We start from the raw sequence: 18,160 nt of genomic DNA on the forward strand, positions 1-18,160 counted from the left end.
GGTTGTAAACGTCGATATTGTTTACGTGTGTAATCGAAAGGAGCAAGCAGGGCCCGCTAGGGATTTACCCGATCATGGAGCGGACATGCAAAGGCCCGCCGAGGGGCGGGCCTTTGGGAGCGGGGAGCCTTGGCGCTTGCATGCGCCAAGCCCTGACGCTGGCAGAAGACCGTCCGCAGGGACGGTCTTCTGTCCGGCGTCAGTCCTCGTTCTTGAAGACGAGCTTGACTTCGTGGGTCTGCTTTTCGCCCGTGGCTTCGAAGCGCCATTCCATCAGCGCATTGGTCACCGCGCGGTCGAAGATGCGCTTGGGCTCGGCTTCCAGGATCTCGACGCCGGTGACCTTGCCCTCGGCATCGATCAGCAGCTTGGCCTTGACGCTGCCGGCGTTCACGCCCTTCTGCGTGGCCTCGCGCGGGAACTCGGGCGGCACCTTCTTGATGACCTTGGGGCTGGCGTGGGCCGCGACGCTCAGCAGGGCGGCCCCCGCGAAGGCCAGCAGCCAGCGGGAGATGCCGGTCTTGTCGAACATGGAGTTGATGGCCTTGCGCTTCATCTGCATGGTTTCCCCTGGAAAGTGTTGGTTCATGTGCCGGTACGGAAGAAGTCTACGGCCTGCAGCAGGCGCGAGGAGCTGTCTGTCAGGGCCTCGGTGGAGCGGCTCAGTTCGCTCACCAGGCTGGCATTCTGCTGGGTGCTGCGGTCCAGTTCGTTCATGGCCTGGTTGACCACGCCCACGCCGGAGGCCTGCTCTTGGGCGGAGTGCGAGATCTCCTCAATCAACTGGCCCATGTTGTTGACTTCATCGACCACGCTGCGGATCGTGGCGCCGGCATTGTTGACGTGGCCGGTGCCCTGCTCCACGCGGACTGAGGACTCCTGGATCAGGACCTTGATCTCCTTGGCCGCGGCAGCCGCGCGCGAGGCCAGCGCCCGCACTTCCGAGGCCACCACCGCGAAGCCCTTGCCATGCTCGCCCGCGCGGGCGGCTTCCACGGCGGCGTTCAGGGCCAGGATGTTGGTCTGGAAGGCGATGCCGTCAATCACGCCGATGATGTCACCGATCTTCTTCGAGCTGGCGCTGATCTCCTGCATGGTCTCGACGACCTGGGCCACGGCATTGCCACCGGCCGAGGCCGACTGGCGGGCCTTGCCGGCAATGGTGGCGGCCTTGCGGGTCAGCTCGCTGGCGCCACTGAGGTTGGCGGCAATCTCTTCCACCGAGGCGGCCGTGGTCTGCAGATTCGAGGCCGAACGGGCGGTGCGTTCCGAGAGGTTGTTGTTGCCGCCAGCGATCTCGCCTGAGTTCTGGGCCACCTCGCGGGCGGCGGTGCTCACGCTGCTGACCACGCCCCGCAGGGCCCGCTGCATCTCCTGCATGGCGTCCAACATCTGCCCGAGCTCGTCGCGGCCCATGGCTCGGATGTCGTGGGTCAGGTCGCCCTGGCTGATGGCCTCGGCCGCGCTGCGAGCCTCATGGACTGGCACGATGATGCTGCGCGTGATCAGCAGGCCCCCGCCAGCGCCCAGCACCACGGCGGCGATCACCAGCACCACGGTGATGATCACCGAGTTGCGGGCCAGCTCGCCGCCGGAGATGGCGAGGTCGTGGGCGGCGTCGAACTGCAGGTTCACCAGCTGCTTGAGGCCGTCCTGGTAGGCCTGCTGGGCGGGGCGGACGTCGGTGATCAGGCTTTCGCGGGCCTCGTCGGGGCTGCCGTCGGCCTGGATCTTGAGAAACTTGGCGACCGAGGCGAAGAACTTGGCCTGGCGCTCCTTGACGCTGTTGAGGACCTCGGTCTCCTTGGGCGTGTCGATCAACTGCTGCAGGGCGCCCAGCTGCTTGTCGATCTCCTGAAGGGCGCCGTCGATGGCGGCTTTCTGCTTCTTGATCTGACGGGCTTCGTCCAGCAGCAGCAGATCGCGGGAGGCCCGGGCAATGATGTTGACGTTGCCCTCCAGGGCATTGGCTGCGGAAATTTTGACCAGGCTCTGGTTGGCGGTGCGATCCAGATCCTTGGACAGCCGGTTGGCGCTGTTGGCGCCATAGGCACCGATGATCACCAGCAGCACGATCAGCAGGCCATAGCTGAGAGAAAGGCGCTGGCTGATGCGCAGGCTTGTCAAAAAGCTCATTTTCTTGTCCTCGCGGTTGGCGCCCTGGAGGCGCAGGTTCAGGCCTCCAGGACCGGCGCGGAATGCTGGCGGGACCGGTGCCGCATTGAGCCGTGCCTGTGTCCGATTGTGTCGGCAGCGCCCGCTCTTTTGGGTGGGGCAAATGGGCCTGATTTGATGCGCATTTCGCGGTCCGCGGGCAAATATGCCGCGTGCCGGACGCTTACTCGAGCTGCAAACCGAGGCTCTCCGGGTTACCCCTGCCCTGCCGGATGAGCACGGGTTCATCGCCGCTGAGGTCGATCACGGTGGTGGGTTGCATGGGGCAGGCGCCGGCATCGATGATGGCCTGCAGTTGGCGGTCGAAGCGCTCGCTGATCTCGTGGGCGTCATTCAGGGGCTGCTCCTCGCCGGGTGGGATGAGGGTGGTGGCCAGCAGGGGCTGGCCCAGCAGCTCCAGCAGGTCCAGCGTGACCCGGTGGTCCGGCACGCGCAGGCCTATGGTGCGCCGCGAAGGATGCGAGACGCGGCGCGGCACTTCCTTGGTGGCCTCGAGGATGAAGGTGAAGGGCCCTGGCGTGGCGTTCTTCAGCAGGCGGTACTGCTTGTTATCGACCCGGGCGTAGGTAGCCAGCTCGCTGAGGTCGCGGCACAGCAGGGTCAGGTGGTGCTTCTCATCGACCCCACGCACGCGGCGCAGTGCATCCGCCGCGGCCTTGTCGTCCAGGTGGCAGACCAGGGCATAGCTGGAGTCCGTGGGGATGGCGACCACGCCGCCGGCATGCAGGATCTGCACGGCCTGGCGCAGGAAGCGGGGTTGGGGGTTGTCCGGGTGGACTTCAAAGAATTGGGCCATGGCGGCATTGTGTGCCTCCCATGGCCCGTGGGTGTGGCGGGAATGCCGCGCGTCTGGCGCGGACTTGCCCGGGGACAGTTCAGTCGAAGGTGAACTTGAAGTGCTGCTCGACCTCCAGGCCGCTCTTGGGTGGCGAGCAGACGTAGCGGCTGATGGCCGCGCGCACAGGCTCGCGCAGAAGGGGCTCGCCGCTCACGCGGATGTTGACGGGCTGGCCCTTGGCATTGATCTCGTAGACCGCAGTCAGCGAGAACTCGCCCTTGACATCCAGCTCGGGAATCTCGGGGCGCTGCATCTGCGGGCAGACCTGGGAGGCGGTCAGGGGTGGTGCCGTGGGGGCCTGCGACGGGGCCGGGTCGGCCCGCAAGGCCTGGACTGCGCCGGCGGCAAGCAGGGCTGCCGCGCACAGGCCCAGGCGGCCGAACTGGCGGCGCCACAGGGGCAGTGTTGATTGGGTCTTCAGCATGGCGATTCTCTCCTTCAGGGGATGGGTGTGCTGCCAGGCCGAGGCAGCGATCGGTACTGCGCAAGCGGGGGATGGGGTGAATTGGGCGTCGGCCTTGAGCAGGGCCTGTGCATAGCTGCGCCATTGCTAGGGCTGCTGCCGCAGCAGGGTGGCATCGCAGGCCAGCTCCTGGTCCTGCCGCAGGGCCGGCAGGGCCCACCACAACAGCGGGTTGAACCAGGCAAGGGCCTGCACCAGGGCAGCGAAAAGGCGCACGGCGTTGTCATGGCGGCGGGCGTGCAGGGCCTCGTGAGCCAGCACCCAGCCGCGCTCCTGTGGTGTGAAGCGCTCCTCGAAGTCCAGTGGCAGCAGCAGGCGCGGCCGCCATGCGCCGACCAGGCCAGGCGAGCTGCCGCGCGGCGTGCGCAGGCAATCCTGCGGGTCCAGGGGCAGGCCTCTCATGAAGCGCCAATGCTGCAGCCCGTGCCAGGCTGTCACCAGGAGCGCGCCTGACACCCACAGCAGGGCCCAGGCGAGCACCGGGACCGAGGCTGCTTGCGTGCTGGCATCCATTGAATTCCGTGCCACCTGCCAGGCCGCCGGCGCCAGCTGCAGGCGCGGCAGGCCGGTCTCCGGCAGCACGGCGCAGGCCATGCACAGCAGAGGCAGCAGCCACAACGCATAGGCCTCCTGCGCGCCGGCGAAGCGGCGCAGGGGGCGCCTCAGCAGGACCACCGCAAGCAGTCCCAGGCTCAGGCCGAGATGCGCCTGCCACAGGCCCTGCACCAGGGCGTCAAGACAGGCGTCAGCGTTCATCGTCGTGCTCCTTCAGCAGCCGCCGCAGGGCCTCTGCATCTTCGGCACTCAGCTTGCGTTGCGCCGAGAAATGGGCGACGAGGGGCGACAGCCGACCCCCGAACACCCGGTCCAGCAGACCCATGGATTCGCTGCCCTCCCACTGGGCGCGGTCAATCAGCGGCTCATAGAGGTAGCGGCGGCCCTCGCGCTGGGCCTGCACCGCGCCCTTGTTGAGCAGGCGGTTCAGCAGGGTCTTGACGGTGCCCAGCTGCCAGCCGGCCTCGGCGGGCAGCGCGGCGAGGATGTCCTCGGCGCTGAGCGGGTGCTGGCCCCAGAGGGCCTGCATGATCTGGGATTCGGCGTCGGAAATGGTGCCCATGATTCGACAACAGTTGTTGACGAATGAATTGTCAACATATGTTGTCGGTGCGCCTAGCTCAGGCAAACCCTAGGTTGGCACGGCCCGGGTGGCCTCAGTGCGATGGGGCGATGATGCGTGCCTGCAGCGCCTCCCAGACCGGCTTCAGGCGACCGGACAGGGCGGCCAGCTTGCCGAGGTCGGTGTGGCTTTCGTCGGGGCTGTGGAAGTCCGAGCCGCGCGAGGCCAGCAGGTCGAATTCCAGCGCAGTCTCGGTGTATTTGGCCGCTTCCGCCGCCGTATGGCTGCCTGTCACCACCTCGATGCCGCGGCCGCCGTGGGCCATGAATTCGGTGATCAGGGCGTATTCCTCGGTGGGCGTGAAATCGTAGCGGCCGGGGTGGGCGATGACGGCCTCGCCACCGGCCTGGGTGACCCAGCGCACGGCGTCGCTCAGGCGGGCCCAGCGATGGGGCACGAAGCCGGGCTTGCCCTCGGTGAGGAAGCGGCGGAAGACCTCGGGCACGTCCTGGCAGTGGCCGGCGTCCACGAGGAAGCGGGCGAAGTGGGTGCGGGAGATCAGCTCCGGGTTGCCCACGTACTTCAGCGCGCCTTCGTAGGCGTCCTTGATGCCCACCTGGGCCAGCCCCTCGGCCATCTCGCGGGCGCGCTCGCCGCGGCCGCCGCGCGTCTCGCGCAGGCCCTGCACCAGCGCCTCGTCCTCATGGTCGAAGCCCAGACCGACGATGTGCACCACGCGGCCGGCAAAGGTCACGGAGATCTCGCAACCGGTGAGGTAGTGCAGGCCCAGGCGGCCGGCGGCCTGGATGGCGCGAGCCTGGCCGCCCACCTCGTCATGGTCGGTCAGGGCCCACAGCTCGACGCCGTTGGCCTGCGCGCGCGCGGCCAGGGCCTCGGGTTCCAGCGTGCCGTCGGACACCTTGGAATGGCAGTGGAGGTCGGCGTTGCTCAGAGCGTTGATGGTGTTCACGCGCCCATTTTAGAGGGCACCCCCTCGGGGCTCGCTGCGCTGCAGCAAAGCCCCTGTGGGCGGCGCAGTCGGCGCTGCGGGGGCGCAGCTCAGGCGCGCCGCGGGCTGACCCGGAAGCTGCTGATCGCTGCTGTCAGGCCCACCGCCTGGTCGCGCAGGCTGCTGGCCGCCGCCGCTCCTTGCTCGACCAGGGCCGCGTTCTGCTGCGTCATCTGGTCCAGGTTGGTGATGGCCTGGCCCACCTCGCCGATGCTGGTGCTCTGCTCCAAAGTGGAGGCGCTGATCTCGCCCATGATGTCGGTGACCCGCTGCACCGAGCTGACGATCTCCTGCATGGTGCTGCCGGCCTGCTGCACCAGATCGGCGCCGGCCTCGATGCGGTCCATGGAGCCGGTGATCAGGCTCTTGATCTCCTTGGCCGCTTCGGCGCTGCGCTGGGCCAGGCTGCGCACCTCGCCCGCTACCACCGCAAAGCCTCGGCCCTGCTCGCCCGCGCGGGCGGCCTCGACGGCAGCATTGAGGGCCAGGATGTTGGTCTGGAAGGCGATGCCGTCGATGACGCCAATGATGTCGCCGATCTTGCGCGAGCTCGTGCTGATCTCCCCCATGGTCTGCACCACCTGCTGGACCACCTCGCCACCGCGCTGCGCCACGGAGGAGGCGCTGCTGGCCAACTGGTTGGCCTGCCGGGCGGAGTCGGCGTTGTGGCGAACGTTCTCGGTGAGTTGCTCCATCGAGGAGGCCGTCTCCTCCAGGCTGGCCGCGGCCTGTTCCGTGCGGGCTGACAGGTCATGATTGCCGGTGGCCACTTCGGAGGCCGCCACCTGGATGGACTCCGAGCCCTCGCGCACCTTCAGCACAATGCCGCGCAGACCCTCCTGCATATGGACCAGGCTGGTGGACAGGGCGCTCAGCTCGTCCTTGCCCTCGATGAGCAGGTGCTCGTCAAGATTGCCGCTCTCCACGGCTGAAGCAAAGGCCATGCCCTGCTGGATGGGAAGCAGCAGCGAATGGGCGATGCGCCAGCCGATGAGTGCCGCCAGGGCCATGCCGGACAGCAAGGCCACGATGATGACGGTGGTGATGGTGCTGTAGACCCCCGCGATCCTGTCGTGGGCCATCTCGATGAAGCGGTCCACCGTGGTCAGGGCTTGGTCCAGGTCCTGCTCTGCCTGGTCGATGGACTTCTTGGCTTCCCGCGGCGCATCCCAGGCCGCCTTGAGGTCGCCCGCCATGTCGCCCTTGGACAGCTGGGCCATCACCGGCTGCATGCCGTTGCGGTAGGCGTCGAAGTTGTTGCGGATGACGGTGAGTCCGTCGCGGACCTTGGGGTCCTTGACCCGCTGCTCCAAGTCCTTGAGCCCCTTGTCCGCCGATGTCATGGCCTCCTCCCAGCGGCCTTGCGCCCGTTTGAAGTCGGCCACGCCGATGGCGGCGAAGATCATGTCCTTCTCGTAGCGGCGGGCCGTGAGCATGCCCGCGCGCAGCTCATCCACGCTGCGCAGCGAGGCCACGACCGAGGTATTGAAGGCCTCGAAGGCGCCGAACATCGTGCGGGTGGCCATCCAGCCCCCCCCGCCCAGTACCAGCATCAGCAGGACCATCAGACTGAAGGCCAGGCCCAGTCGGGCTTTGATGGACAGTTGTCTCAACATGGCGGCGGTTCCCTTTCTTGTGGTGTCGTGGCCGCGCTGCCGGACGAAGCGTTCGGACGGACCGCGCAGCCCTCAAGCATGCGCTTGACGGCAAGGGGCCTGCATGCAGAAAAGGGCCGCGGACGTGGCGCTCTTCACGCCGCAGGTCTTCGCAGACCCATCGCGGGCTTACGCGCTCAGACGATGGCCTCCACCACCATCTGCACCCGCTGCTGGCCCTGGTACTCGTCCAGGCTCAGGCGGTAGGCCATGCGGGCCTGTTCGGGCACGGGGTCGGTGTGGCCGAACCAGATCGCGTCGCGCAGCAGCCCGCCCTGGCGCACCCGCAGCTTGAGGTGGCGCTCGCCCACGATGCGCTGCGCCACGATCTGGACCTCGTCGCAGAACAACGGCGCCTCGAAGGCCTGGCCCCAGACCTGGGCTTCCAGCTCCTGGACAGTCTGGGCGTTGAAGGCCTCGGCCGGCAGCGGGCCGTCCGTGCGCAGGGTGCGTTGCAGCGCGGCCTCGTCCAGCCATTCGGCCGCGACCTGGGTCAGCGCCTCGCGAAAGGTCTCGACCCCGCCCTCGGCCAGCGTGCAGCCGGCGGCCATGGCATGGCCTCCGAAGCGCTTGAGCAGCTCGGGGTGGCGCTTGGAAACGAGATCCAATGCGTCACGCAAGTGGAAGCCCGCGATGGAGCGCCCGGAGCCCTTGAGCTGCCCGTCGGCGCCGCGGGCCAGCACGAAAGTGGGGCGGTGGGCGGCGTCCTTGATGCGCGAGGCCACGATGCCGACCACGCCCTCGTGGAAGTCCTCGTCGAAGAGGACCAGGGCCGGCGGCGTCTGCTGCGCCAGCCGGGTCTGCAGGCGGGCCAGTTGGGCCTCGGCCTGCTCGCGCATGCCGGCCTCGATCTCGCGGCGCTCGCGGTTGATGGTGTCCAGCAGGCGGGCCAGCTCCAGTGCACGGGCAGGGTCCTCGCAGAGCAGGCACTCGATGCCCACGGTCATGTCGGACAGCCGCCCGGCCGCATTGATGCGCGGGCCCAGAGCGAAGCCGAGGTCGAAGGTGTTGGCGCGGCCAGCGTCGCGGCCGGCCGCCGTGAACAGCGCGGCCACGCCGGGCTGCATGCGACCCGCGCGCATGCGGCGCAGGCCCTGCGCGACCAGGCGGCGGTTGTTGGCGTCCAGCCTGACCACGTCGGCCACGGTGCCCAGGGCGACGAGGTCCAGCAGCCCGTCCAGGCGCGGCTGTTCGCGGCCCTCGTAGGCACCCCGCCGGCGCAACTCGCCGCGCACCGCCAGCAGCACGTAGAAGGCCACGCCGACGCCGGCCAGGTTCTTGCTCTCGAAGGTGCAGCCCGGCTGGCTGGGGTTGACCAGGGCATCGGCCTCGGGCAGTTGCACCGCCTCGTCCACCAGGGCGGGCAGGTGGTGGTCGGTCACCAGGACTTTCAGCCCCAAGGCCTTGGCATGGGCCACGCCGGCCAGGCTGGCGATGCCGTTGTCCACCGTCATCAGCAGCCGGGGCTGCAGGGGCAGGGCCAGGTCCACGATGGCGGGGGTCAGGCCGTAGCCGTGGATGGCGCGGTCGGGAACGACGTAGTGCAGGGTGTCAGGTTTTGCCCCCAACAGGCCCAGGCCTCGCAGGGCTACGGCGCAGGCGGTGGCGCCGTCGCAGTCGTAATCGGCGACTAGGCAGATGCGCTCGCCCTGCTGGATGGCGTCGGCCAGCAGCGTTGCCGCTGCGGCGATGCCCTTGAGGCCCTCGGGCGGCAGCAGCTTGTCCAGGCCGGCATCCAGCTCCTCGGGGCTGCGCACGCCGCGGGCAGCGAAGAGCCGTGCTAGCAGCGGGGAGAAGCCGGCCTGCTCCAGCGTCCAGGCAGCGCGCGGAGGGGCGTCGCGGCTCAGCAGGGTGGGGTTGATGCGGGGGCTCACAGGCTCTCCAGGAGGCGGGCGGCCTGCCCGCGGCACGGTCGCAACTGCTGCCACAGGCGCTGCACGACGCCGCGCGGCTGCGGGTGCAGGGTCAGGGCTTGCCGCTCGCCGGCCAGGCTCAGCGTTGCGGTGCCAGCCGCGAGGGCCGGCAGCAGGGGGGCGATGCGCCGGGCGTCCAGTTCGCGCCAGGCTTCGGCCCAGGCGGTCCAGTCGCCGGTGATCCAGGCGGCGCGCAGCTGATTGTCCACCTCAAGGCCGGTGGGCAGCGCGTGCCCGGCGGCGCTGCCGCAGCCCCAGATCCAGACGCTGTTGACGGGGCGCTGGCCGGCCTGCTCGCGCGCAGCATTGAGTGGGTGGCCGTGCAGGGTCATCTGGGCCTCCATCTGCAGGCGCAGCAGCTGGCGCGGCTCGGGCAGCCAGGCATCGACATTGCGATGGATGACGCGGTCCAGGCTGGCGGTCTCCAGGCCTTGCAGCTGCTCATGGGCCACGAACCACTGCCCTGGGGCCAGGTGCTGGAGGGCCCAGCCTTCCTCCTCGGGAAAGAGCGGGGCCAGGGCATCGACGAAGGCCCGGGAGCTGTCGGCGCCCAGGCCCAGCTCGGCAGGGTCCAGGGCAGTGACCTGGTCGCTGCCCACATCGCAGTGCAGGGGCGTAAGGCGGGCCCACGCGCGTGCGCCAGCTGAGCTGCCAAGCGCCCAGGCGGCCAGAGGGGGCGGTGCGTCGCCCGGGAGGCCTGCGAGCGCGGCCAGCAGGCGCTCCTGGGGCAGGGCGGGGCTGTATTCGTCGTCGCCGTACCGGGGGCCGGGGGCCAGGTCTGCCAGCGCGCGCTCCAGGGCGGGCAGTCGCAGGTCGGCCAGGACGGCCTGGGCCTGCGGGTCCATGGCGCTGGCGTAGGGAATCACGAGGTGCATGGGGCGGATTATCCGGTGCGGTTTGTCATCGCCCGGCCACGGTCCGGACATCAGGCGGACATCGCGCAGCGGCAAGCTGCGCGGCATGCAGCACGACACCCTCCTGGCGCGCGCCGCCACCCTGGTCCCGCGAGTCACCGGCTCAGCCGGCCCTGCCGGTGATGCGCCCGCAGAGGCCGGCGAGGGGCTGCCGCGGCTGCGGGTGCGCACGGTCTGGATCTCCGACCTGCACCTGGGCACGCCTGGCTGCCAGGCGCGCCATCTGCTGGACTTCCTGCGCTCCGTCGAGTGCGAGCAGCTCTTCCTGGTGGGCGACATCATCGACGGCTGGCAACTGCGGCGCAGTTGGTACTGGCCGCAGGCCCACAACGACGTGGTGCAGAAGCTGCTGCGCAAGGCGCGCAAGGGCTGCCGCGTGATCTTCATTCCCGGCAACCACGACGAGTTCGCCCGAAAGTACGTGCAGCACAGCTTCGGCGGTATCGAGGTGGCCGAGGACTGGATCCACGAAACGGCCGATGGCCGCAAGCTCTGGATCACTCATGGCGACCTCTTCGATGGCGTTATCCAGTGCGCCAAGTGGCTGGCCCATGTGGGGGACTCGCTCTACGAGTTCACGCTGCGCCTCAATCGCCACCTCAACAGCCTGCGGGCCCGCATGGGCCTGCCCTACTGGAGCCTCTCGCGCTACCTGAAGCTCAAGGTCAAGCGGGCGGTCAGCTATGTCTCGCAGTTCGAGGAGGCCGTGGCGCGCGAGGCCCGGCGCCGCGGCGTGCAGGGCGTGGTCTGTGGCCACATCCACCATGCGGAGCTGCGCACCATTGACGGCGTGCTCTATGCCAATGACGGCGACTGGGTCGAGAGCCTCACCGCCCTGGTCGAGCATGCCGACGGCCGCCTGGAGATCCTGGACTGGACGTCCTTTAGCCAGGGCGGTGGGCCGGCGTCCGTCCCTCGCACGGCAGAATCGGAAGCGGCCGCATGCGCCGAACAGCGTCATGTGCCTGTCACGATGCCTTCATAAAGTGGGGACATGACCCTGATGCCTCCTGCCCTGCTCAATCGCGAACAAGCCATCCTGGAATTCAATGCCCGCGTGCTGGCCCAGGCCCAGCGCGAGGATGTCCCGCTGCTGGAGCGGCTGCGCTATGTGTGCATCGTCTCCTCCAACCTGGACGAGTTCTTCGAGGTGCGCTTCGCCGACATGCTGGACGCCGCCCGCGAGCCGGGCAGCGCGGTCAGCAGCCGCGACATCGAGCGCGTGGCCGGCGAGGCGCACGAGCTGATCGATCGCCAGTACGGCGTGTTCAACGAGCAGATCATGCCCAGGCTCCTGGAGCAGGGCATCGTGATCCACAACCACGCCGACCGCGACGAGGCGCAGCGCCACTGGGTCGCCCGCTTCTTCGAGCGCGAGGTCAAGCCCCTGCTGGTGCCCGTGGGCCTGGACCCGGCTCATCCTTTCCCGCAGGTGGCCAATAAGTCCCTGCACTTCGTGGTGCGGCTCTCGGGCAAGGATGCCTTTGGGCGCGACAACCGCATCGCCATCGTCAAGGTGCCGCGCGTGCTGCCGCGGGTGATCAAGCTGCCGCAGCAGGTCAGCGGCGGGCGGCAGGTCTTCGTGCTGCTGACCAGCGTGATCCGAGCCCACCTGGAGGAGCTGTTCCCGGGGCGGCAGGTGGAGTCCTTCTCGCAGTTCCGCGTCACTCGCGACTCGGACCTGGAGGTCGATGAGGAGGAGGTGGCCAACCTGCGCCACGCCCTGCGCTCGGGGCTGACCACGCGCCACTTCGGCCGGGCCGTGCGCCTGGAGGTGGTCAATTCCTGCCCCGAGGAGCTCTCGCGTTTCCTGCTGGAGCAGTTTCAACTGCCGAACGCGGCCCTGTACCGCGTCAACGGGCCGGTGAACCTGGTGCGGCTCAACGAGCTGATCGACCTGACCGACGCGCCCGAGCTGCGCTTCGTGCCTCATGAACCGCTCTGGCCCCAGGCCAGCCTGCCGCGCCAGAAGCGCTGCTTCGAGCGCCTGCGCAAGGGCGACGTGCTGCTGCACCATCCCTTCGAGAGCTTCGAGCCCGTCGTGCAGTTCCTGCGCGAGGCCGTCGAGGACCCGGACGTGCTGGCCATCAAGCAGACCATCTACCGCACCGGCAGCCAGTCCGTGCTGATGGACCTGCTGATTGAGGCGGCCCGCCGCGGCAAGGAAGTGATGGCAGTGGTGGAGCTCAAGGCCCGCTTCGACGAAGAGGCCAACATCAACTGGGCCGAGCGGCTGGAGGCCGTGGGTGCGCAGGTGGTGTACGGCATCGTGGGGTTGAAGACCCACGCCAAGATGCTGCTGGTGACGCGGCGCGAGGGCAAGCCCGGTGGCAAGCATGTGCTGCGCCGCTATGCCCATCTCTCCACCGGCAACTACAACCCCAGGACGGCGCGGCTCTACACCGACATCGGCTGCCTCACCGCCGATCCGGACCTCACGTCCGACATCGACAACGTCTTCCGCCAGCTGGCCTCGCTGGGCAAGGCCAGGCCCGCCAAGCGCCTGCTGCTGGCACCCTTTCACATGCACGAGCGCATGGTCGAGTGCCTGGCGCGTGTGGAGCAGTCGGCCCGCGAGGGGCGGACGGCGCGGGTGGTGCTGAAGGTCAATGCGCTGACCGACGCCGAACTGATCCACGCTCTGCTGCGCTGTGGGCAGGCCGGGGCTGAGATCGACCTCATCGTGCGCGGCGCCTGCATGCTGCCGCCGCAGCTGCCGGGCATTTCGGACCGCATCCGCGTGCGTTCCGTCGTGGGCCGTTTCCTGGAGCATTCGCGTGTCAGCTACTTCCGCTGGGGCGAGGGTGAGGAGGACGAGGCCCTGTACCTCTCCAGCGCCGACTGGATGAGTCGCAACATGTTCCGGCGCATCGAGGTGGCCTGGCCCGTGCTCGACGCGAAGCTGCGCCAGCGCCTCATCGACGAAACGCTGCAGCCCTATCTGCACGACAGCCTCGACGCCTGGGAGCAGCTGCCCGATGGCCACTACCGTCGCATCGAAGGGGAGGGCCGCAGCGCCCAGCAGGCCCTGATGCGCCGCTACGCCGTCGAGTGAAAGCGGGCCGCCGGGGGCGGTCTCAGGTCTGGAGGCTCAACTGCAGGCGGCCCAGCTTGCGCCAGGCCTCTAGCTCCTCGTTGAGCAGGTAAAGGGCCCGCGGATGCGAGGCCGCCCAGCCTTCGGCCATGCGCACCGTCACCCGCTCGCCCTCGCGCTGCAGGCGCATGGCCTGGGCGTCGATGGGCTGGCGGGCATGGCACATGATCAGCGCCAGCCGCAGCGCCAGCAGCTGCCACAGCAGGCCCTCGTCCTGCAGCTCCTGCTCCAGCTTGCGCAGGCCGCCGCGCTGGCCCAAGGCCAGGTCACCCAGGCGGTGCAGCTGGTTCTGGGAGAAGCCGGGGGCGTCCACATGGGCCAGCAGATAGGCGCTGTGGCGGTGGTGGTCGTGATGGGAGACCATCATGCCGATCTCATGCAGCTTGGCTGCCCAGGCCATCTCGCGCTGGCGCTCGCGCTCGGCCTTGGGGGCCAGTTGCTCGTGCAACTGCAGGGTCAGGTCTTGCACGCGCTGGGCCTGCTCGGTGTCCACGCCGAAGCGCAGCTGCAGGGCTGCCACGGACTGGTCGCGCATGTCGCGGCCCCGGCTCAGCTCGCCCTGGCTTGCTTGCAGGCGCTCGGCCAGGTCGAAGACCACGCCCTGGCGCAGCGCGCCCTTGGCTGGTTGCAGGCGTTCGATCTGGAACTGGGTCAGCAGGGTGTAGAGGATGCACAGGCCGCCACCCACCACGGCGCGGCGGTCGTCCTTGAGGCCGGGCAGGTCCAGGGCATCCATGTGGCCGGCTGCCAGGCAGCGCTCGATGCACCAGCGCAGGGCCTCGGGCGTGATGCTGCCGTCGGTGACGCCACTGGCGGCCAGCAGCTGAGAAACGGCACCCACCGTGCCCGAGGAGCCCAGGGCTTCCTGCCAGACCGGCTGGGAGCGTTCGCGGGCGAAGAGATTCAGCGCCTCCTCCAGCTCGGCGCCCGCGGCCACCTGGGCGGCGCGGAAGGCCTCGGGCGTGAAGCGCCCGTCGGGGAAGTAGCGCAGGGACAGGCTGACGCTGCCGATCTGGAAGGACTCGGCCTTCAGCGGCTTTCTGCCCAGGCCCAGGATCATTTCGGTGGAGCGGCCGCCGATGTCGATGACCAGGCGCGGCCGCTCGGAGGGCTGCAGCCGGGCCACGCCGGCGAAGATCAGGCGCGCCTCCTCGCGACCCGAGATGACCTCGATGCCATGGCCCAGGGTCTTCTGTGCCAGCGCCAGGAAGGCGTTGCGGTTGCGTGCCTCGCGCAGGGTCTGGGTGGCCACGGCGCGCACGCGGCCGGCCGGAAAGTCGCGCAGGTGCTCGGCAAAGCCGGCCAGGCAGTCCAGGCCGCGCTGCATGGCCTCGGGCGTCAGCTGGCAGTCGGCGTCCAGGCCGGCGCCCAGGCGCACTGTCTTCTTCAGGTAGAGCTGTCGCTTGTACTGGCCGCGGTGCAGCTGGGCAATCTCCAGCCGGAAGCTGTTGGAACCCATGTCGATGGCGGCCAGGGGCTCGCCGGACGGAATGAGCGGGGATTCGGAGCGGAGCGCGTTCATGGCGCCGGATTGTCGCGGCTGATGCGGGGTGTCATTGTGTAAGCGTGCGCGGGGTGTGGCGGCTTGCACAAAGCGCCCCGGCCCGCGCGGCGGATCCCGCCAGCGGCCCGTCTCCAATGAGGCCATTGACAGGTCTGAGAGAATCCCCTGATGTGCAAACCCTGAAGGCGCGCCACCCGGTGCGCCTTTTGTTGTCGGGCGCCGGAGATGCCGGCGCGCCTCGCCCCACGCATGACCCTGTCCTACATCCTGCTTGCCACCTTCGTGGGCGGCCTGCTCTCCGTGCTGATCGCCGCCAGCTTGACGGTGGCCCTGCTGGGACGCCTGGTGCGGCATCTGGTCAGCCTCTCCACCGGGGTGCTGCTGGCCACGGCCCTGCTGCATGTGCTGCCCGAGGCCTTCGAGCGCCAGGCCAGCTCGCATGCCCTCTTCATGACCCTGCTGGGCGGGCTGATGTTCTTCTTCCTGCTGGAGAAGGCCGAGCTCTACCGCCACACCCACCACCACGAGGGCGACGGTCACCACCATCACCACCATTTCGATGCTGAGCAGGCGGGGCGGGGCGGGCTGTCGGTGCTGGTGGGCGACAGCATCCACAACTTCTGCGACGGCCTCATCATTGCGGCCGCCTTCCTGGCGGACCAGCACCTGGGCTGGGTCACGGCGGCGGCCATCATCGCCCACGAGATCCCGCAGGAGGTGGGCGACTACATCGTGCTGCTCAATGCCGGCTTCAGCCGCGGCAAGGCCCTGCTGTTCAACGCCCTGTCCGGCCTGGCGGCGGTGGCGGGCGGCCTGCTGGGCTACTTCATCGTAGGGCCCTGGGAATCGCTGTTCCCCTATCTGCTGGTGCTGGCCTCCAGCAGCTTCATCTACGTGGCCGTGGCGGACCTGATCCCCCAGCTGCAGCGCCGCCTGCCTTGGCGCGAGACCGCCGCCCAGCTCTTTTGGCTGGCCGCGGGCATGGGCTTCATTGCGCTGGTGCTGGTGCTGGGCCGCAGCCACTGAGCACGCGGCCATGAAAAAGCCCGCCTCGGGGGGCGGGCCTTGTTCGAGGAGCGCCGGATCTCAGCGCACCACGAGGACCGGGATGGTCGAGTGGGTCAGGACCTTCTGGGTCTCGCTGCCCAGCAGCAGGGCTTGCACGCCGCGGCGGCCGTGCGAGGCCATCACGACGAGGTCGGCTTCCATGCGCTTGGCGTGCTCGATGATGGCCTCCCAAGGGTGCAGGGCCTCGATGCTGTGCGCCTCGGCGGGCACGCCGGCCTTCTCGGCCGCGGCCAGCACGGCCTTCAGGCGGACCTGGGCGATGCGCTCCTGGGCGTCGAAGAACTCCTGCGGCGGCGTGGGCTGCATCTCCGACACGGCACTGTAGGGGAAGGGTTCCTTGACGCTGATTGCGAAGATCTTGGCGTCCAGTTCCTGAGCCAGGCCCAGGGCCTGTTCGAGAGCCTTGGCGGTGATGTCGGAACCGTCGGTCGGAACGATGATGCGCTTGTACATGCGAGCCTCCTTTGAGCTGATCCTGCAAGCCTTGGGTGAAGACCTCGCCGGACCCCTCGGGCGACCGTGCCGGCCGCTGGTGGAATCCGGTGCTGATGCACAGAGTGTTGCTGTTCAGTAGGCCGCCGCGCTTGCGCTATGTCAAGACTCGAACGGCCTTCGCCGCGCGAGCGACAGGGGCTCAACCCTGGGCCACCGGGCGGCGCGGGTCGGCCGACCATTCGCTCCACGAACCTGGATAGAGGCGCGAGCCCCGCAGCCCTGCATGCTCCATGGCCAGCAGGTTGTGGCAGGCGGTGACGCCCGAGCCGCACTGGTGCACGACTTCCGAGGCGGCGAAGGGCGGCAGCAGGGCTTGGAAGTCGGCCCGCAGCTGCTGCGCCGGCTTGAAACGGCCGTCGGCCTGCAGGTTGTCCTTGAAGAAGCGGTTCAGGGCACCGGGGATGTGGCCGGCCTGCTTGTCCAGGGGCTCCACCTCGCCGCGGAAGCGTTCGCCGGCCCGGGCATCCAGCAGACGCACGCGGCCCAGCTGGGCCTGCAGGGCATCGGCGCTGAGGGAAGGCGCGATCGAGGCGCTCGCCTGGAAACTGCCCCTGCGTGTGCCGGGCACTTCGGTGCTCAGCGAGCCGCCGGCGGCCAGCCAGGCCGCGAGGCCGCCATCCAGCACGGCCACGGCCTCGTGGCCCAGCCAGCGCAGCATCCACCAGACGCGCGCCGCGTACATGCCGCCCTGGCCGTCATAGGCCACCACCTGCATGCCGGCGTCCAGCCCCAGGGCAGTCAGGCGCTGGGCGAAGGCCGTCGGATCAGGCAGGGGATGGCGACCGGTGAAGACCTGACCCTCGCCTGCCTTGGGGGCGCTGAGCTCGCGGTCCAGGTGCAGGTAGTGCGCGCCGGGCAGGTGGCCCTGGGCATAGGCGCGCTCGCCAGCGGTGGTGTCCGCCAGGTCGAAGCTGGCGTCGATCAAGAGGAGCGGGTGGGCAGCGGCCTGCAGGGTCTGCAGTTCCTGGGCGCTGATGAGGGTGGTGTGGCTCATGATTCGGTCGTGCCTTGCGGGCTGTCAGGGGGGAGGCTGCGTGTGCGCAGCAGCGTGGCCGCGAGGCCGGCGCCGACGATCAGCAGCATGCCCAGTATCGCAGCCGGGTCCAGGCGTTCCTGGAAGATCCAGACGCCGTAGAGGCAGGCAAAGACGATGCCCAGGTATTGAAGGCTGGCGTTGACCAGGGTCTTGCCATGGCGGTAGGCGGCCGTCATCAGCAGCTGTGCCGCCGTGGCCAGCAGGCCCACCGCCAGCAGCAGCAGCAGGCCACGTCCGCTGTGGGCATGCCAGACCGTGGCCTGGCCCCAGCGCTCGCAAAGGTTGACCAGCGCACCGGCCAGCGCGCTGCCCAGCGAGAAGTAGAAGACGATGCGGTACTCCGGCTCGCCCGCGCGCCCCAGGGCCGTCACCTGCAGATAGGCCATGGCCGCGAGCATGCCGGCCAGCAGCCCGGCCAGGCCGTACCAGGCCTGCTCCTGGTGCATGGCGGGACGCAGCACAAGGGCCACCCCCAGGAAGCCGGCCAGCACGCAGGCCACCAGTCGCCCATCCACGCGCCGGCCGCCCATCAGCACGCTGCCGCCGATGAGGAACAGCGCCATCCACACCGAGGACATGTAGTTGAGCGTCATCGCTGTCGGCAGGGGCAGCTTGCCGATGGCGTAGAACCACAGCGAGAGGGCGGCCACGCCAGAGAGCCCGCGCCAGAAATGCATGGCCGGCACGGCGGTGCGCAGGCTCAGCCCGCGAGCCAGCACCAGGCCTGAGACCATGGCCACGCCGACCAGGCCGCGGTACATGACGATCTCGCCCGAGCCGTACGCGGCCGAAGCCAGCTTGACGCAGACGCCCATGGTGGCGAAGAGCAGGGTGGCCAGGGCCATCATGAGGGAAGCAGGCATCGTGCGGCGCAGATTA

At 69.1% G+C, this 18,160-nt stretch carries 17 protein-coding genes; 3 read left to right on the plus strand and 14 right to left on the minus strand.

From position 1 onward, the window contains the following. Window positions 1-199: 199 nt before the first annotated feature. From H5407_RS04140 to H5407_RS04185, 10 genes are all read right to left on the minus strand, one after another. Window positions 200-562 (minus strand): TonB family protein, encoded by a 363-nt coding sequence (locus H5407_RS04140; protein ID WP_183103152.1) that lies wholly within the window; start codon window positions 560-562, stop codon window positions 200-202. Between the two features lie 23 nt (window positions 563-585). Next, on the minus strand, window positions 586-2,136 hold the full coding sequence (locus H5407_RS04145; RefSeq protein WP_183103153.1) for a methyl-accepting chemotaxis protein: 1,551 nt from the start codon (window positions 2,134-2,136) through the stop codon (window positions 586-588). Window positions 2,137-2,338: 202 nt separating this feature from the next. Next, window positions 2,339-2,971, minus strand: a complete 633-nt coding sequence (locus H5407_RS04150; RefSeq protein WP_183103154.1) for an L-threonylcarbamoyladenylate synthase — start codon at window positions 2,969-2,971, stop codon at window positions 2,339-2,341. A 79-nt stretch (window positions 2,972-3,050) separates the two neighbouring features. Beyond that, entirely contained in the window at window positions 3,051-3,437 is a 387-nt protein-coding gene (locus tag H5407_RS04155) for a hypothetical protein (protein WP_183103155.1), read from the minus strand. Between the two features lie 126 nt (window positions 3,438-3,563). Beyond that, window positions 3,564-4,232 carry a M56 family metallopeptidase gene (locus tag H5407_RS04160; protein WP_183103156.1) on the minus strand — a complete coding sequence of 223 codons (669 nt, stop codon included), beginning with the start codon at window positions 4,230-4,232 and terminating at the stop codon, window positions 3,564-3,566. Continuing rightward, the gene (locus H5407_RS04165) at window positions 4,222-4,593 is read right to left on the minus strand and encodes a BlaI/MecI/CopY family transcriptional regulator (RefSeq protein WP_183103157.1); all 372 of its coding nucleotides are present in this window, start codon (window positions 4,591-4,593) and stop codon (window positions 4,222-4,224) included. The genes H5407_RS04160 and H5407_RS04165 overlap by 11 nt, the downstream gene beginning before the upstream one ends. A gap of 94 nt (window positions 4,594-4,687) precedes the next feature. Continuing rightward, window positions 4,688-5,554 (minus strand): 3',5'-nucleoside bisphosphate phosphatase, encoded by an 867-nt coding sequence (locus H5407_RS04170; protein WP_183103216.1) that lies wholly within the window; start codon window positions 5,552-5,554, stop codon window positions 4,688-4,690. Window positions 5,555-5,652: 98 nt separating this feature from the next. Further along, window positions 5,653-7,218, minus strand: a complete 1,566-nt coding sequence (locus tag H5407_RS24635) for a methyl-accepting chemotaxis protein (RefSeq protein WP_183103158.1) — start codon at window positions 7,216-7,218, stop codon at window positions 5,653-5,655. A gap of 176 nt (window positions 7,219-7,394) precedes the next feature. After that, a complete protein-coding gene (gene recJ / locus H5407_RS04180; protein ID WP_310737610.1) occupies window positions 7,395-9,131 on the minus strand; it encodes a single-stranded-DNA-specific exonuclease RecJ in 1,737 nt (578 codons plus the stop codon). Then, window positions 9,128-10,045 (minus strand): hypothetical protein, encoded by a 918-nt coding sequence (locus tag H5407_RS04185; protein ID WP_183103159.1) that lies wholly within the window; start codon window positions 10,043-10,045, stop codon window positions 9,128-9,130. Before H5407_RS04185 ends, recJ begins: the two co-directional genes overlap by 4 nt. An 85-nt stretch (window positions 10,046-10,130) precedes the next feature. Here H5407_RS04185 and H5407_RS04190 point away from each other — a divergent pair, with 85 nt between their 5' ends. Together H5407_RS04190 and ppk1 are read left to right on the plus strand one after the other, a co-directional pair. Continuing rightward, window positions 10,131-11,069, plus strand: coding sequence for a UDP-2,3-diacylglucosamine diphosphatase (locus tag H5407_RS04190; RefSeq protein WP_183103160.1), 939 nt, complete (start codon window positions 10,131-10,133; stop codon window positions 11,067-11,069). A gap of 9 nt (window positions 11,070-11,078) precedes the next feature. Then, window positions 11,079-13,139 (plus strand): polyphosphate kinase 1, encoded by a 2,061-nt coding sequence (ppk1, locus tag H5407_RS04195; protein WP_183103161.1) that lies wholly within the window; start codon window positions 11,079-11,081, stop codon window positions 13,137-13,139. Window positions 13,140-13,161: 22 nt separating this feature from the next. On the opposite strand, the gene H5407_RS04200 is transcribed toward ppk1, so the two are convergent. After that, on the minus strand, window positions 13,162-14,700 hold the full coding sequence (locus H5407_RS04200; protein ID WP_183103162.1) for a Ppx/GppA phosphatase family protein: 1,539 nt from the start codon (window positions 14,698-14,700) through the stop codon (window positions 13,162-13,164). Between the two features lie 231 nt (window positions 14,701-14,931). On the opposite strand from H5407_RS04200, the gene H5407_RS04205 reads away from it, so the two are divergent. Next, window positions 14,932-15,708, plus strand: a complete 777-nt coding sequence (locus tag H5407_RS04205; protein WP_183103163.1) for a ZIP family metal transporter — start codon at window positions 14,932-14,934, stop codon at window positions 15,706-15,708. A gap of 60 nt (window positions 15,709-15,768) precedes the next feature. On the opposite strand, the gene H5407_RS04210 is transcribed toward H5407_RS04205, so the two are convergent. From H5407_RS04210 to H5407_RS04220, 3 genes are all read right to left on the minus strand, one after another. Continuing rightward, entirely contained in the window at window positions 15,769-16,203 is a 435-nt protein-coding gene (locus H5407_RS04210; protein ID WP_183103164.1) for a universal stress protein, read from the minus strand. A 181-nt stretch (window positions 16,204-16,384) separates the two neighbouring features. Next, entirely contained in the window at window positions 16,385-17,239 is an 855-nt protein-coding gene (locus H5407_RS04215; protein ID WP_183103165.1) for a sulfurtransferase, read from the minus strand. Beyond that, window positions 17,236-18,144: a DMT family transporter gene (locus H5407_RS04220; protein WP_220800460.1), complete on the minus strand. Its 909-nt coding sequence runs from the start codon at window positions 18,142-18,144 to the stop codon at window positions 17,236-17,238. The genes H5407_RS04215 and H5407_RS04220 overlap by 4 nt, the downstream gene beginning before the upstream one ends. Window positions 18,145-18,160: the final 16 nt, after the last annotated feature.

Source organism: Mitsuaria sp. WAJ17, from assembly GCF_014174515.1.
GTDB lineage: Bacteria > Pseudomonadota > Gammaproteobacteria > Burkholderiales > Burkholderiaceae_C > Roseateles_B.

Bases quoted from the DNA above. Each gene is read 5' to 3' on its own strand.
- H5407_RS04200 (WP_183103162.1), bottom strand. From the start codon at position 14,700: ATGAACGCGCTCCGCTCCGAATCCCCGCTCATTCCGTCCGGCGAGCCC.
- H5407_RS04190 (WP_183103160.1), top strand. From the start codon at position 10,131: ATGCAGCACGACACCCTCCTGGCGCGCGCCGCCACCCTGGTCCCGCGA.
- H5407_RS04210 (WP_183103164.1), bottom strand. From the start codon at position 16,203: ATGTACAAGCGCATCATCGTTCCGACCGACGGTTCCGACATCACCGCC.
- H5407_RS24635 (WP_183103158.1), bottom strand. From the start codon at position 7,218: ATGTTGAGACAACTGTCCATCAAAGCCCGACTGGGCCTGGCCTTCAGT.
- H5407_RS04150 (WP_183103154.1), bottom strand. From the start codon at position 2,971: ATGGCCCAATTCTTTGAAGTCCACCCGGACAACCCCCAACCCCGCTTC.
- H5407_RS04165 (WP_183103157.1), bottom strand. From the start codon at position 4,593: ATGGGCACCATTTCCGACGCCGAATCCCAGATCATGCAGGCCCTCTGG.
- H5407_RS04140 (WP_183103152.1), bottom strand. From the start codon at position 562: ATGCAGATGAAGCGCAAGGCCATCAACTCCATGTTCGACAAGACCGGC.
- H5407_RS04185 (WP_183103159.1), bottom strand. From the start codon at position 10,045: ATGCACCTCGTGATTCCCTACGCCAGCGCCATGGACCCGCAGGCCCAG.
- ppk1 (WP_183103161.1), top strand. From the start codon at position 11,079: ATGACCCTGATGCCTCCTGCCCTGCTCAATCGCGAACAAGCCATCCTG.
- H5407_RS04220 (WP_220800460.1), bottom strand. From the start codon at position 18,144: ATGCCTGCTTCCCTCATGATGGCCCTGGCCACCCTGCTCTTCGCCACC.
- H5407_RS04155 (WP_183103155.1), bottom strand. From the start codon at position 3,437: ATGCTGAAGACCCAATCAACACTGCCCCTGTGGCGCCGCCAGTTCGGC.
- H5407_RS04145 (WP_183103153.1), bottom strand. From the start codon at position 2,136: ATGAGCTTTTTGACAAGCCTGCGCATCAGCCAGCGCCTTTCTCTCAGC.
- H5407_RS04215 (WP_183103165.1), bottom strand. From the start codon at position 17,239: ATGAGCCACACCACCCTCATCAGCGCCCAGGAACTGCAGACCCTGCAG.
- H5407_RS04160 (WP_183103156.1), bottom strand. From the start codon at position 4,232: ATGAACGCTGACGCCTGTCTTGACGCCCTGGTGCAGGGCCTGTGGCAG.
- H5407_RS04205 (WP_183103163.1), top strand. From the start codon at position 14,932: ATGACCCTGTCCTACATCCTGCTTGCCACCTTCGTGGGCGGCCTGCTC.